The sequence below is a fragment of the Vibrio artabrorum genome (assembly GCF_024347295.1).
GTDB classification, from domain to species: domain Bacteria; phylum Pseudomonadota; class Gammaproteobacteria; order Enterobacterales; family Vibrionaceae; genus Vibrio; species Vibrio artabrorum.
Genome location: NZ_AP025458.1, coordinates 890,599 through 904,895, shown reverse-complemented (window position 1 = coordinate 904,895; position 14,297 = coordinate 890,599). Strand labels below are relative to the sequence as shown.

Here is a 14,297-nt window from a genome sequence, read left to right as displayed (position 1 = left end):
ACTCCGCATACTTCGTTCGCTTAGGTTATCGAGATAGACAGAGAACGGTTCAGTCAGTGTTTATCCAGAAATTCCTAAAACGTATTGATCGCTTATAAGCGATCAAAAATCTTATCAAGTTTCTCTTTCAGCGTGGCTGCAGTGAAAGGCTTCACAATGTAACCATTAACACCTGCTTGTGCGGCTTCAATGATTTGCTCACGCTTCGCCTCTGCTGTGATCATCAGCACAGGTAGATGCTTAAGTTCTGCATCTGCACGAATGTGTTTAAGCAAGTCAATACCTTGCATACCGGGCATGTTCCAGTCCGTTACCACGAAATCAAATTCGCCTTTTTTCAGCATAGGTAATGCGGTCAAGCCATCATCTGCTTCTTGAGTATTGTTGAAACCTAGATCACGAAGTAGGTTTTTAACAATTCGGCGCATCGTTGAAAAGTCATCAACAATGAGAATTTTCATGTTTTTGTTCAAATTAGCCTCCACTGAATAAGATCAGTGTTGTTAGTCGTTCTGTGTCCAAGCACTTAACTTAGTGCGTAGACGCTGCATAGATTGGCTCAATATTTGGCTGACACGAGACTCGCTGACACCTAATATTTCCCCTATCTCTTTTAAATTGAGTTCTTCATCATAATAAAGTGAAAGCACAAGGCCTTCTCTTTCTGGAAGTTGTTTTATTGAATCGATCAAAGCTTGACGAAAAGACTCATCGGCGACGCCTTGAAAAGGTGCGTTGTCTTGAGAGTCCTCATTCGGAGATATTACATCATCTGAGACGCCTAAATCTTCGATTCCGACCAGTCTTGAGCAATTAATATCCGTTAAAGCACTGTGATACTGCTCTAAACTGAGTCCCATGTGCTTCGCCACTTCGACATCACTAGGGTCGCGGTTGAGAATCCCCTCCAACTCCGCGATTGCACTGCTGATTTCACGATTGTTTTTATGAACCGATCTCGGCACCCAATCTCCACGACGTATGTCATCTAACATCGCCCCGCGAATTCGGATCCCAGCATATGTCTCAAAGCTAGCCCCTTTAGTACCATCATAATTTTGTTGAGCTTCAATCAAGCCGATCATGCCAGCTTGAATCAAATCATCAACCAACACATTCGGCGGTAATCGCCCCAGCAAGTGATGAGCGATACGTTTAACCAACACAGAGTACTTCTCAAAAAAAGCCTGCTGGCTATTGTGATTAGCATGTTGATCGTAAGTAAGCGCTTTATTCACCAAATGGGTCCTCTACAAATTCAGTACGATTCAGTAATCTTTCAACAAAAAACTCCAAATGCCCACTTGGTGTTTTAGGGATTGGCCAGGTCAATGCCTTATTTGACAATGAACTGATTGCTAATGCCGCAGGAGAGCGAGGAAATGCATCGACTACAATTTTCTGTCTCTTCACGGCTTGACGTACTTTATCATCTAAAGGAATACATGCTACGAGTTCGAGGTTCACATTTAAGAAACGCTCTGTGACCAAAGTCAATTTTGCAAATAATTCTCGCCCTTCGCGATAGCTTCTGACCATATTGGCGACAACTTTGAATCGCTGAACTTGATGTTCTCGACTCAAGAGCTTAATTAAGGCATAAGCATCCGTAATTGACGTTGGTTCATCACACACGACCACAACTACATCCTGCGCCGCTCTTGAGAAGCTGATCACCATATCAGAAATACCGGCGGCTGTATCGACAAGCAAGATATCCATCTCGTCTTCAAGCGAACCAAAGGCACGAATCAACCCCGCATGTTGAGCATGCGACAATTCAGTCATGCTCTGCGTGCCTGACGTTGCAGGAATAATTCTAATTCCGTGCGGCCCTTCGACAATCGCATCTTTAAGCTCACATTCACCAGCCAACACGTGCCCGAGATTTCGTTTAGAGCGAATGCCTAGCATAATATCGACGTTGGCTAGCCCTAAGTCGGCATCCAATACCATGACTTTTTTGCCTTGGCGCGCCATACAAATAGCCATACCTAACGTTACATTAGATTTACCAACGCCTCCCTTACCACCGGTTACAGCGATAACTTTTGTGAGTGAAGGCTTGGTTAAGCGACGGAGGCCGCTAGCTTGATCATGTATCATATTTTCATTCATATTTATCCGCCGCCTAGAGCCCTTCAGAATCGCTATTCCAGTAATGAGGTTCATTCTCTGTAGATTTTTCTAATAACTCATTGGCCTTAGCCATCATGTACTTTGGCTGAGCAATAACAATATCTTCAGGAACTCGTTGACCATTTGCTATGTAAGCAACTGGTAATGCATTTTGTATTACGACACTGATGAATTCACCTAGACTTAAGGATTCATCCAGCTTAGTCATGATGCACCCCGACAACGGGATTCGTCTAAAGTGTTCAATGGTTTCTTGCAGCACTTTACGTTGTGCCGTTGCTGGCAACACAAGGTAACTATTGATAACGGAACCACTCTCTTGCATCAAGGTGTCTAACTGTTCAGATAGGCGAACATCTCGTTGTCCCATGCCTGCAGTATCGACCAAAATCAGGCGACGATTACGCAACTGATATATAACATCGGCCAATTCACTAGAATCTTTAGCAACTCTTACCGGACAACCCATAATTCTACCATAAATTGATAGCTGCTCATGCGCCCCGATACGATAAGTATCTGTTGTCACCAGTGCGACATTGTCTGCACCATATTCCATTGCGGCTCTTGCCGCTAGCTTTGCAACGGTCGTTGTTTTACCCACACCAGTCGGACCTAATAAGGCCACAATACCACCGCGTTTTAAAATATCGGTTTGTGTCACTGAAATCTGGTCCGCGACCAAGGCTAGCAATGCCTTCCAAGCGCGAGCAGGTTTAGTGTCTTCAGGAATGTAACAAGCCATTTGATCCGCAAGCTCGGCAGAAACCCCCATACGCTCAAGACGCTTAATTAACATTGCTCGCAGAGGTTCACGACGCTCAACTTCTTGCCACATTAATCCTGATACTTGATGTTCTAACAAGCGACGAATAGAGGTCATCTCTTCGCGCATTGTTTCCATCTCGGTATCTGTACCTTTGGATTGCCCCCCCTCACGATGACGATCGTAACGAGTAGGATCAAGACGAGGCGCTGGACGATCGACTCTGCGATCTTCGGCAATTAATTGAGATAGACCCGTTTCACGAGCAAATGCAGAGTCGAGACGGCCGTTAGACTGTTGGTTACCCGTTAACTGACGATTGCTCCCGGACTGACGATTCAACAGCGCTGACAACGAGTCTTCATTTTCAGCACGATGTTGTGAGTTTTCATCGGCACCATGACTGTATTGTTTGAGCATATTCGCAAAGCGCTTGGTCATTGAGCGTCCGCCTTCAGCACTCGTCTGTAGGCTAACCTTGTCATCGTCTAGTTGACGACGCCCTACCGGTGCTGCGGGCGCGGCCATTTGCGTATACTGACTTTGCGCAGGCTGTTGGGGTTTATTTAACCGTGAACTCGTTGTTGATGGGCTCGATTCACCATCAATAGCAGCAACAATTTCTACGCCACCAGCGACCTTTTTATTTGACATGATCACGGCTTCTGAACCAAGCTCTTCTTTGACTTGGAGCAGAGCTGTTCGCATATCTTTTGCAAAAAATCGTTTAATTTTCAATTCGTTCGTCCGTTCTAATTAGGCGGTTTAATTACCAACAGCTTGTACTATGCGTATCTGCTTTTCGTCCGGTATCTCTTGATAAGATAACACTCTCAAGTTTGGGATCGTGTTTTTCACGAATTTAGCCAACGTCGAACGTAATACACCAGAGGTCAGTAGCACCGCGGGCTCTCCCTTCAGCTCTTGTTCTTGTGTCGCTTGGCTGAGAGATGTTTGTAAACGTTCGGCTAAACCTGGTTCAATTCCTGCAGATTCCCCGCCAGAGGCCTGCATCGTCTGATGCAAAATTTGCTCCAACTCTGGAATTAGGGTAATGACAGGTAACTCTGGCTCTATACCATTGATTTCTTGAACAATTAGTCGTTTTAATGAAATGCGAACTGCGGCAGTGAGTATGTCAGGTTCTTGACTCTTACCTGAATATTCCGACAAAGTTTGGACGATTGTTCGTATATCTCGAATGGGAATGGCTTCATTTAACAGGTTTTGTAGCACTTTCACTACAACACCAAGCGACAGTTGCTCTGGCACAAAACCTTCAACGAGCTTGGGCGTAGAACGACTAAGCATTTCAAGCAAGTTCTGCACTTCCTCGTGACCAATCAGCTGCGATGCATTGTTCGTTAACAACTGACTAAGATGCGTTGCCAACACGGTTGATGAATCCACAACCGTGTAACCTAAGGCTTGTGCGTGTTCACGTTGCTCTTCACGGATCCACACGGCTTCAAGGCCAAATGCAGGGTCAATCGTCGGCTCACCATCGATTATCCCGTAAACTTGACCGGGATTGATGGCGAGTTCCATGTCAGGCTTGATCTCAGCCTCACCAACCGCCACTCCCATCAACGTAATTCGGTAACTGTTTGGCGTTAGCTCAAGGTTATCGCGAATATGCACAGCTGGGATCAAGAAACCAAAATCTTGAGACAGCTTTTTACGTACCCCTTTCACTCGCTCAAGCAGTTCACCCCCTTGATCTCGATCGACCAGAGGAATTAAACGATACCCCACTTCCAAGCCAATAATATCGACCGGCTGAACATCATCCCAAGAGAGTTCTTTCTGAGAGCCTTGCTCTCCTTTTGCTTCAATGGTTGCTGGTAGATTTTGGTCTTGCGCTTTTTTCTTATGTTTTTTATCAATAAAGTACGCCCCAGCGCCTGCAACCGCAGCGAGACTTAAAAATGAGAAGTGCGGCATACCAGGTACAATCCCCATAATTCCAAGGATACCCGCTGTGATCATTAAGGATTTGGGATTATCAAACATTTGGAAGACGAGTTGTTGTCCCATGTCTTCATCGGTATTCTGACGCGTCACCATCATCGCAGCAGCGATAGAAAGCAGCAGTGAAGGAATTTGTGCAACCAGGCCGTCACCAATCGTCAGTAATGTATAGATCTCGATGGCTTCACCAAAACCAAGGTTAAACTGGACCATACCAATGCTCAAACCACCAATGATATTGATGAACAAGATCAAGATACCGGCAATCGCATCCCCTTTAACAAACTTAGATGCACCGTCCATTGAACCGTAAAAGTCGGCTTCTTTAGTCACTTCAAAGCGGCGGGTACGAGCCTGTTCTTGATCGATCAAACCCGCATTCAAATCGGCATCAATTGCCATCTGCTTACCCGGTAAAGCATCCAAGGTAAAACGTGCACTGACTTCCGATATCCGACCCGCACCTTTGGTGACCACCATAAAGTTGATGATCATCAAGATCAAAAACACCACCAAACCAACCGCATAGTTACCACCAATCACCACGTTACCGAAGGCTTCAATAACGTTACCGGCAGCATCACCACCTTCATGACCATGGAGCAATACCACTCGGGTCGAAGCAACGTTCAAGGCCAAGCGAAGCAGAGTCGCGATGAGCAAGACCGTGGGGAATGCTGCGAAATCTAAAGGCCTGCGGGTATAAACCGAAACCAATAGCACAACCATAGACAGTGCAATATTAAAGGTGAAGAACATATCCAACAAGAAAGCTGGAATCGGCAACACCACCATAGCAAGCGTTGCAAGTACCATGACAGGCGCACCAATTGCAGGCATCGCTCGATTAGGAATTTTAGGTAGCTTGTCCGCAAAAGGCAGGGAGAATTTCATAAATCTAGGCAGTTTCACTATATTGTCGCTCTCTCGCCAAGCTGATTGAGGCTCAGGTCCAAGCTATGCTTCTATGGTTTAGAAAACATGGGTTTATAATACACGGCTTTATAATGAACCGGTGGTAATGATCGGGGTTATTATATTCACAATTGATATAGCAAACATTATACCAACCTATCTCGTCAATTTATCGCCACTCGATCAAAAAAAGAAGGCGCGATGATAACGCCATTATCCGTGTTCATCGCTCTCAGCTCAAGCAATTGATCTAATAGCGCATATCGGGTGGGATCGACATATTGGAATCTTGTAACTTTGGCCTCTCCCCCCCTTTTTTTCGATACTGTTTAAGCTGAAACACATAAGCAAGTATTTGTGCCACCGCCGTAAACAAACCGTCAGGAATTTGTTGTTCGAGTTCTGTGGTGTGGTAAAGCGCCCTCGCTAATGGGGGAGCTGGAATAATATAGATATCATTCTCACGCGCAATTTCACGAATTTTCATCGCCATATGGTCAACCCCTTTGGCGACCACTATTGGCGCTTTGTCTTGATTCTGCTTATAACGCAAAGCCACCGAAAAGTGTTCAGGATTGGTCACTATCACATCAGCTTGTGGAACATCAGCCATCATACGACGTTGGGCCGCTTCCCGTTGCAACATTCGAATTCGACCTTTCACTTCAGGTTTCCCTTCCGTGTCTTTAAACTCATCTTTCACTTCTTGTTTAGTCATCTTCAGCTGATCGGCGTGCTGCCAGATCTGAAACGGGATATCAATAGCGACAACAATTAACAAAGAGCAACTAATAAGAAGAATAAAGTTAAGTAAAATATCCAGAGCATGGAATATATTCTGTGGGTACACCTCGATGCTCAGTTGCATCAAATCGTGCTGAGAAGCGTGAATAAGATAAATAGCCATCCCAGAAACGAGCGCTACTTTCAGAATAGATTTCAACAGTTCAACCCAACTTTGCAGGCCAAACATCCGTTTAATACCACTCAATGGATTTAACTTAGACGCCTTAGGCATCGCCGCTTGCATTGAAAAGCTAACTCCGCCAACTCCAGCTGCACCGATCACTGCAGCAACGAATAAGGTTATCAGAATCAAGAACAATGGGTAGAATAGGTTCACCAACGCGCCACCGACTATTTCTAGAAGCTTATTGGTATTAAATACTTCATCACGGCTTAGTGAAAATAGACGTTGCATGGCCTCGAACAAAGCTTTCGCCATCGAATCACCAAACCACATCAAGGCAATCGCCCCTACAATCAACACCGACGCCGACGCAAGCTCTTTTGATCTTGCAACCTGACCTTTTTCTTTGGCCTGTTGCAAGCGCTTGGGCGTGGCGTCTTCGGTACGTTCTTGACCGTCTGACTCTGCCATTTCAGTCTCCTAACATTCTAATCGGATGAGACGACATATCTGTTGTTCGCCTTGCATCCAGAATAGCTCATAGTGCCCATACAAACCGCTAAGGATATACCAACAAATCAATAGACCTACGAGTAGCGCAAATGCAAAACCCAAAGAAAATATATTAAGTTGAGGTGCGGCACGCGTCATTACACCAAATGAAAGGTTAATCGTTAACAGGGCAATGATGCCCGATAATGACATTGATAATGCCGTTTTGAACATAATGCCAAGCCACAGTGCCAGTTCTCTGAAATCCACCGCCGTTAGAGAGCCACTACCAATCGGTAAAGTCTTAAAGCTAAACACCACCAATTGCAGCATTTTCAAGTGACCATCCGTTGCTAAAAAAAACAGGGTCGCTAGCAGCATAAACAACTGACCGAGCACCGGTGTATTCTGACCATTAGCTGGATCGACCATGGAAGCGAAACCCAAACTCGATTGCATACCCAGAATCTGACCAAGCATAACGAAAGTTTGAAGCATGAACTGGGTGACAAATCCCATGGCAACACCAATGACAATTTGCTCAAAGACCGTTAAAAAACCTTGGAAGGACAGCAGTTCAATGTCTTTAGGCACTGCGGGGATCGCAGGCATTACGGCAAAGGTAATCGCCAAACCTAAATACAGACGAATACGAGGGGAAACAAAACGTGCCCCTGTTACCGACATAACCATCAGCATGGCTGAGATACGAGTGTACGGCCAAAAATAATTGGCTAACCACTCTAGTACTAGGCTCGTCGGGAATTCCATATCGGTTTAATACAAAACTTGTGGTAAGCGTTCAATGATCTCGAAAAAGAACTCCATCATCATCTGTGTCATCCAATGCGCAAACATCATCAAGGCTAACAACGTCACGATTAAACGCGGCAAAAAGCTTAGCGTTTGTTCGTTGATGGATGTGGCGGCTTGAAAGACAGCGACAACTAGACCGATCAATAGGCTAGGAATAATAATGGCGCAAACCATGATTAATACCATCCAAAGTGCGTCTCGGAACAATTCGACGAATATTTCAGGATTCATGATACCCCCAGCTACACGACAAAACTGCCGGCGAGTGTCGAGAGTATCAAGTTCCAACCATCAACAAGAACAAATAACATCAACTTAAACGGCAGTGACACAATCATCGGTGACAGCATCATCATCCCCATAGCCATCAATACAGAGGCAACCACCAAGTCAATGATAAGGAAAGGCAAGAACAACATAAAACCGATCTGAAATGCCGTTTTCAGCTCAGAGGTGATAAACGCAGGAATGAGAACGGCCATAGATACATCTTCAGGATTACTCACTTCTGATCCCGACATATCCACAAAGGTCTCAAGATCTTTAAGTCGAGTCTGCTTAAGCATGAAAGACTTAATTGGGGCTTGGGCAACATCAAATGCCTGTCTTGCTGATATTTGTTCATTAAGATAAGGCTGAACCGCTTGTTCATTTACCTGATTGATCACAGGGGACATTATGAAAAAGGTCAAAAATATCGCAATACCAATAATCACTTGGTTTGAAGGCGTTTGTTGTAGACCCATTGCCTGGCGCAAGATAGACATGACCACCACAATTCGGGTAAACGAGGTCATCAAAATCACCATCGCCGGCAAAAAGCCGAGCATGGTCATTAAGGCCAATATTTGCAAATTGATAGAGTAATCTTCCCCACCGTTCGCGTTGGTCGTCATGGTGAAGGCTGGAATACCCCCGCCATTCCCAGTCAAGCTACCCGTCGTCATGGTTTGCGATTTGGATTGGCCTTGTTCCATAGTACTGGTGGTTACTGACTCTGAACCTGCGACATTGGCGGGAATGACCGTGCCGTCTTCAGCCTGTGCTGATACCGACACACTGAATACAAGAGTACAGAGAAAAATAAGCTGAACCAGCAGCACTTTCGCCGCTCGGAAAGCGCCGGTTTGGCAACAGTAAGATGAGTTTAAAAGCCGGTTATTTGTTTGCATCTTTTTTCATTAGTTGGGAAAGCTGACTTGAAAATGAACTTCTTTCCAGCATCTCCTGAGTGAGAGGTTTATCAAGCTTAGAGAGCAACTGAATGGACTGCGTGGTAATACCAACCAAGAACTGTTCATCACCCGCTTGAACAATAGCAATACGCTCTTTCGTTCCTACCGGAATTTGCCTCACAATCGCTAAGCCTTGTTGCTTAGACATAGCCGGTACTTGCATTCGCTTCAATAACCAAGCAATCAATAAGATGAATGCTATAACGAAAATTAGCGACCCGAAAGTGGTCGCTAAATCCAGAGAGGGAGGCGTGGCGGCAAATGCCATCGTGGGAAAGCAAAATAGCCCGGCCCCAATCCATCGCTCAGACGTAAAACGCATTAGCGAAGCTTCTTAATTCTTTCTGTTTGGCTAATAACGTCCGTCAAACGAATACCAAACTTATCATTGACGACAACCACTTCACCATGAGCGATCAAAGTACCATTAACCATTACATCCAGTGATTCACCTGCGATTCTATCCAGCTCAACAACCGAACCTTGATTGAGTTGAAGTAAGTTTCGAATACTGATCTGAGAGCGTCCTACTTCCATCGAAATGGTCACAGGGATATCCATAATGGTATCGAGCTTGCGGCGCTCATCTTCAGAAATCGGAGTCGATGAATCGGTTAGCTCGTCAAGTGGGGCTGCCAGTACATCATCGACATCAATTGACGGCGCTAAAGGGTCTTCACCAAGTGCTGCAGCCCATTCATCTGCCAGCTTTTGATCTTCACTAGGTTCCATTGCCAATTCCTATACTTTATCTATTTTGCTATTCGTTATCGTCGCTATTTTCGAGTTCCGACATTAAGTCTTTACCTAAAAACGCGAGATCAGTTTTAACCACATGCGGTCTTTGAATTTTTTCAGAAATCTGTACTGCGAGCTTCTCGCCTGAACGTCCCATTTTCACACGATAAGTCGGCAGTTCTTCGACGAACATCGTCGCGTGTTCAGGCATTTTCATTGGAATGACATCACCAGGGCGCAGCTCCATAAGGTCACGCAGAGAAATGTCTTGCTCTAGCAGGTTAACTCGAAAGTTGACAGGCACATCCATGATTTCATCACGCAGTGCAGAGCTCCAGCGAACATCGGTTTCCATTTTGTCTGATTGAACACCGGCATCCAACAATTCACGAATCGGCTCTACCATTGAGTAAGGCATGACCACATGGAAATCACCACCACCGCCATCCACTTCAATGTGAAATGAACTCACAACAATGACTTCTGTTGGGCTCACAATGTTCGCCATACTTGGATTCACTTCAGAATCTAAATACTCAAACTCAACCCCCATCACGGGAGACCATGCTTCCCGGTAGTCTTCAAAAACAATTTTTAGCAGTAACTGAATAATTCGTCTCTCGGTGGGCGTAAACTCACGACCTTCAATCTTAGCGTGAAAGCGGCCATCCCCCCCAAAGAAGTTCTCTACGAGAATAAAGACAAGACGGGCTTCCATGGTGATCAGCGCCGTCCCTTTTAATGGACGAAAACGAACCATGTTTAAACTGGTCGGAACATACAATGTATTTTGGTACTCACCAAACTTCATCATTTGTACGCCGTTGATCGACACCTCAGCCGTTTTACGCAACATATTGAACAAACTAATGCGCATATGACGAGCAAAACGCTCGTTAATAAGTTCAAGGGTCGGCATTCGACCACGGACGATTCGATCTTGAGATGAGAAGTCGAAATTGATTGCATTTTCATTTTCGGTTTCTACAGCATCTTCAACGTCGTCAACATCATCAACGCCGTGTAACAGCGCATCAATTTCGTCTTGGCTTAATAAATCGGTCACAAATTACCTATTGAATTACGAAGTCAGTGAATAGCACTTTTTCAATCACAGGCAGGCCAACAGCTTGAGTTAGGCTTGCTTTAATATCTTCCGTCGCCTTGTCACGCAGTTCAACTCGTCCTGTTAGGGAGCGCAATTGATCAACCGTTGCAGACGCAAATGTTGCCAGTAACGTACTTTCGATGAGCGGCGTATGGTAGCGAGCTAAATCTTCATTCTTACTTCCACGAACCATGAGCTGTACTTTTATTTGAACGAGACGATCTTTTTTATCACCCGTAACATTGAACAAAAAGGGTTGAGGAATATTAACATACATCACAGGTTCTACAGCGACGACCGTGTTAACGGGCTGCGACTGTGATTCAGAAACACTACCATCATCGGAACCGAGGAAAAAGAACAGTGCTGCGCCAACTCCGAGCAATACAACGACAACGGCAATAATGATAATAGGAAGCTTACTTTTCTTTTTAGCTGGATCTTGTTCTTCAGACATATTGTTTCCTAACGTCCTATTCTTTTAATGAGCTTGTTATGCGCTGATATTAGGCATAATAACTGATTCCATCACGCTTTGATGCGACATTCAATTCAAGATTGCTGCCGCTATCAAGGTTTTCCGCACCTTGAGTACCATTTGTGCGGTTAGAGCCTGTTTGTTGCTCACCATGGCTATATCTCTCTTGCCCTTGACCAGAGTTCTGTTGCTGAACTGACGAATCAGCAAGCTGTATACCTTGTTGAGCAAACATTTCTCTCAAGCGAGGTAATGTTTGGTCAATCACATCTCTCGCTTGTTGATTCGTCACTGTAAAGTGCACGTTCGCCACATCATTATTCATGGTCATTCTGATTTTCATATGACCCAATTCGGGTGGGTCGAGACGAATATCCAAACTCTTAAGGTTCTTAGACATCATCATTTGTATTTTTTCAGCCACTTGCTCATTGGCGAGCTCTTTAGTGAGCTGCAAAGGCACCTGTTGGGCAGCTTGAATTTCTGCTCGTGTCGGTGCTGAACCAACCGTTGCTGTTCCTTGTACGCCAGCCGCAGAAGCGATCTGCTGGGCCAAGGACGAGTCTTTAGAATCTTCTTTAGTCCCTGCCTTACCCAAACCAGACAGTGCTTCGACACCAGCTTCCGCTTTAAGAATTGCTTCCGTCGAGCCTGCTTTTGTGGCTGCTGACGCGGCATTCATCACAGGGTTTTGCGCTGCTAGACTTGGATCCAAAGCGGTTTGCTGCGGTGTTGTGGCTGCATTCCCTTGTTGAGACACCAATTGCTGAGCTGCCGCATGTGCGTTACTGGCATGTTGCATTGCCGCTTTATCCGTGAACGCATTGTTGGTTGATTGAGAAGCTGCCTGCGCTGACACTTGCTGTGTTGCCGTCGCTACGGCCGCTGTTGATGCTGCCGAAGCGACCGCTTTAGTTTCATTTGAATCCGTATTATCCCAATCAATGGCGACTGGCTTACCAGATAGGCTGCTCTCGTTCGGATCTTGGCTCAGTAAAGCCTTTGCTTGCTGCTGAACATTGACTAACTGTTGATTCAACAAGTCTAAATTTGCGGTCGCAGTCGCCAGAGCAGCTTGTTCATCAACCGTCAATGTAGCGCCACTTTGTTGCTTTTGAACCAATCCATCGACAACCGATTGTTCTGATTCAATTTGTTCATTCAGTTGGTTGAGCGCTTTGGTTTGAGCATCGACCTGCTTGGCAAGTTCAATATCTGCCGCTGACAGAGCTTGGCTCTGATCTACAGCTCGCCCACTGACCGTATTCTTTTGGCTCAGTTCTCTGCTCATACTCGCTTCAATTTGCTCTGGGGTGATACCTTTATCCATTAACTGTCGAATTTCAGTATCCGTCAACTGAGAAACCCCCTTACCACCGGTAAGTACAGCAATTTCAGAATCGACTTCAAGACTCTTCTCTTGATTGGCTGCATTTGTTTGTTGTGCCATGTTGTCCACGGCATTGCTATCAGAAACACCAGCAGCAGGAGCTCCTGAAATATCGCCTTGAACTTGACCCATTTGAGCTTGTTGGGGCAAGCCTTTGCCGTTTGTTGGTTGCTTCAGTGTTTTGCTTGCCTCATCCAACTGATCAAGCAACTTATTGCCTTCGCTCATTGCTGCATTAGCTTGAGATGCACCCTGAACCTTCGGCCCGTCAGAATCGCTATCGACCGCTGTTTGCTCAGATTGGACACCTTGATTCGGAACCGCAGCTAACGTTCCGTCATCCGACGAAGTCGAGGAAGCTTTGGCTTTCGACTCTGAATCCTGATCGGATGTTTGTTCAGTGGCTATTTTATCCGTCGTCGTATTTTCAACACCCGTCGCTTGCTTAGTTTGCTCTTCGCTAGCCTCAGCTGAATCATCGTTGGTCTTATCCGCTGAAGGTTCGCCGTCAATCGTCTGTTTTTCTTCGGATTTTAAGGCGGTTGCTGTGTCTTTTACTGCAGCTTTGCTATCACTTTCTTCAAAGCCGAGCGCTTCTTTAAAAGACTCAAAGAAACCTTTTGAATCACCGGTCTCTTCTACCTTGGAAGAAGCAGAACCGGAGTCCAACAACGGTGACGTTTTGCTGGTCGCTGAATTTGAAGAAAGACTAACATTCATATATACAAGCTCTATCTACTAGCTTTGCCGCCACTTTGTTAGGCAACAAAAAGAAAGTCGGGGGCTTTTCATACCATTAAGGGCATAAAACGCAGTTTTGTAGTAATGCAGCAAGAAACATGCCTATATTTTTTCATCCCCCCTGACGCACAACATTGATGTCAATCGTAACTAAGGGTCACACCTTCTTTCGGCTGTAGAGCAGAGTTGAGAACTCATCCATTTGCTTTTGTTCTCTTTGATCTTGCAATTTTACTTTCTCTTTCTGCTTTTTTTCCATTAGCCACTCGTAAGACTTACGCTTTTTACGCAACTCCATCCAGTAGTTTTGGCAGTTATCGACCTGATTTTTAAAATGATGTTCCGCTTCTCTTTGCTTTGAGAGCGTCTCATCCAATTGAGTTAAAAAACGATTTAAGTGACCATACTGACTGGCCGTCAAACCCGCTTTGCCACGGTCGACCAGTTGTTGGCAATAATCCAGTCGATATTTTTCGATCTGTGCGACCTGCTCATAATACCCTTCTAATTCAGTATTTGCTTTATTGAGCGCTAATACCGCTTGATTCTCTTTGTCTTTCGCTTGCTCGAGAAGAAATTCTAGTGCGTTATCCATGGC

The 14,297-nt window shown here is 45.2% G+C and carries 15 protein-coding genes; all 15 read right to left on the bottom strand.

Annotated features, from left to right (window positions below; translation table 11 throughout):
- Positions 1 to 92: 92 nt before the first annotated feature.
- The 15 genes from cheY to fliJ all read right to left on the bottom strand — a co-directional run bounded on the left by cheY (position 93) and on the right by fliJ (position 14,294).
- Positions 93 to 461: a chemotaxis response regulator CheY gene (gene cheY, locus OCU36_RS04230; RefSeq protein ID WP_016767062.1), complete on the bottom strand. Its 369-nt coding sequence runs from the start codon at positions 459 to 461 to the stop codon at positions 93 to 95.
- Between the two features lie 42 nt (positions 462 to 503).
- Entirely contained in the window at positions 504 to 1,238 is a 735-nt protein-coding gene (locus OCU36_RS04225) for an RNA polymerase sigma factor FliA (protein ID WP_261839175.1), read from the bottom strand.
- Positions 1,231 to 2,118: a MinD/ParA family protein gene (locus OCU36_RS04220; RefSeq protein ID WP_261839174.1), complete on the bottom strand. Its 888-nt coding sequence runs from the start codon at positions 2,116 to 2,118 to the stop codon at positions 1,231 to 1,233. Before OCU36_RS04220 ends, OCU36_RS04225 begins: the two co-directional genes overlap by 8 nt.
- 13 nt (positions 2,119 to 2,131) lie before the next feature.
- A complete protein-coding gene (flhF, locus tag OCU36_RS04215; protein WP_261839173.1) occupies positions 2,132 to 3,643 on the bottom strand; it encodes a flagellar biosynthesis protein FlhF in 1,512 nt (503 codons plus the stop codon).
- A gap of 27 nt (positions 3,644 to 3,670) precedes the next feature.
- Positions 3,671 to 5,770 carry a flagellar biosynthesis protein FlhA gene (gene flhA, locus OCU36_RS04210; protein ID WP_261839682.1) on the bottom strand — a complete coding sequence of 700 codons (2,100 nt, stop codon included), beginning with the start codon at positions 5,768 to 5,770 and terminating at the stop codon, positions 3,671 to 3,673.
- Between the two features lie 271 nt (positions 5,771 to 6,041).
- A complete protein-coding gene (gene flhB / locus OCU36_RS04205; protein WP_261839172.1) occupies positions 6,042 to 7,172 on the bottom strand; it encodes a flagellar biosynthesis protein FlhB in 1,131 nt (376 codons plus the stop codon).
- A gap of 9 nt (positions 7,173 to 7,181) precedes the next feature.
- Complete coding sequence (fliR, locus tag OCU36_RS04200; RefSeq protein ID WP_261839171.1) at positions 7,182 to 7,964, bottom strand: flagellar biosynthetic protein FliR; 783 nt, start codon at positions 7,962 to 7,964, stop codon at positions 7,182 to 7,184.
- Between the two features lie 6 nt (positions 7,965 to 7,970).
- Positions 7,971 to 8,240 (bottom strand): flagellar biosynthesis protein FliQ, encoded by a 270-nt coding sequence (gene fliQ, locus OCU36_RS04195; protein ID WP_261839170.1) that lies wholly within the window; start codon positions 8,238 to 8,240, stop codon positions 7,971 to 7,973.
- Between the two features lie 11 nt (positions 8,241 to 8,251).
- Complete coding sequence (gene fliP, locus OCU36_RS04190; protein ID WP_261839169.1) at positions 8,252 to 9,181, bottom strand: flagellar type III secretion system pore protein FliP; 930 nt, start codon at positions 9,179 to 9,181, stop codon at positions 8,252 to 8,254.
- On the bottom strand, positions 9,168 to 9,566 hold the full coding sequence (fliO, locus tag OCU36_RS04185; protein WP_261839168.1) for a flagellar biosynthetic protein FliO: 399 nt from the start codon (positions 9,564 to 9,566) through the stop codon (positions 9,168 to 9,170). The genes fliP and fliO overlap by 14 nt, the downstream gene beginning before the upstream one ends.
- The gene (fliN, locus tag OCU36_RS04180; RefSeq protein ID WP_261839167.1) at positions 9,566 to 9,976 is read right to left on the bottom strand and encodes a flagellar motor switch protein FliN; all 411 of its coding nucleotides are present in this window, start codon (positions 9,974 to 9,976) and stop codon (positions 9,566 to 9,568) included. Before fliN ends, fliO begins: the two co-directional genes overlap by 1 nt.
- 28 nt (positions 9,977 to 10,004) lie before the next feature.
- Positions 10,005 to 11,048 (bottom strand): flagellar motor switch protein FliM, encoded by a 1,044-nt coding sequence (fliM, locus tag OCU36_RS04175; RefSeq protein ID WP_261839166.1) that lies wholly within the window; start codon positions 11,046 to 11,048, stop codon positions 10,005 to 10,007.
- A gap of 7 nt (positions 11,049 to 11,055) precedes the next feature.
- Complete coding sequence (gene fliL / locus OCU36_RS04170; protein WP_261839165.1) at positions 11,056 to 11,547, bottom strand: flagellar basal body-associated protein FliL; 492 nt, start codon at positions 11,545 to 11,547, stop codon at positions 11,056 to 11,058.
- Between the two features lie 49 nt (positions 11,548 to 11,596).
- Complete coding sequence (locus OCU36_RS04165; protein ID WP_261839164.1) at positions 11,597 to 13,678, bottom strand: flagellar hook-length control protein FliK; 2,082 nt, start codon at positions 13,676 to 13,678, stop codon at positions 11,597 to 11,599.
- A gap of 178 nt (positions 13,679 to 13,856) precedes the next feature.
- Positions 13,857 to 14,294: a flagellar export protein FliJ gene (fliJ, locus tag OCU36_RS04160; protein ID WP_261839163.1), complete on the bottom strand. Its 438-nt coding sequence runs from the start codon at positions 14,292 to 14,294 to the stop codon at positions 13,857 to 13,859.
- Positions 14,295 to 14,297: the final 3 nt, after the last annotated feature.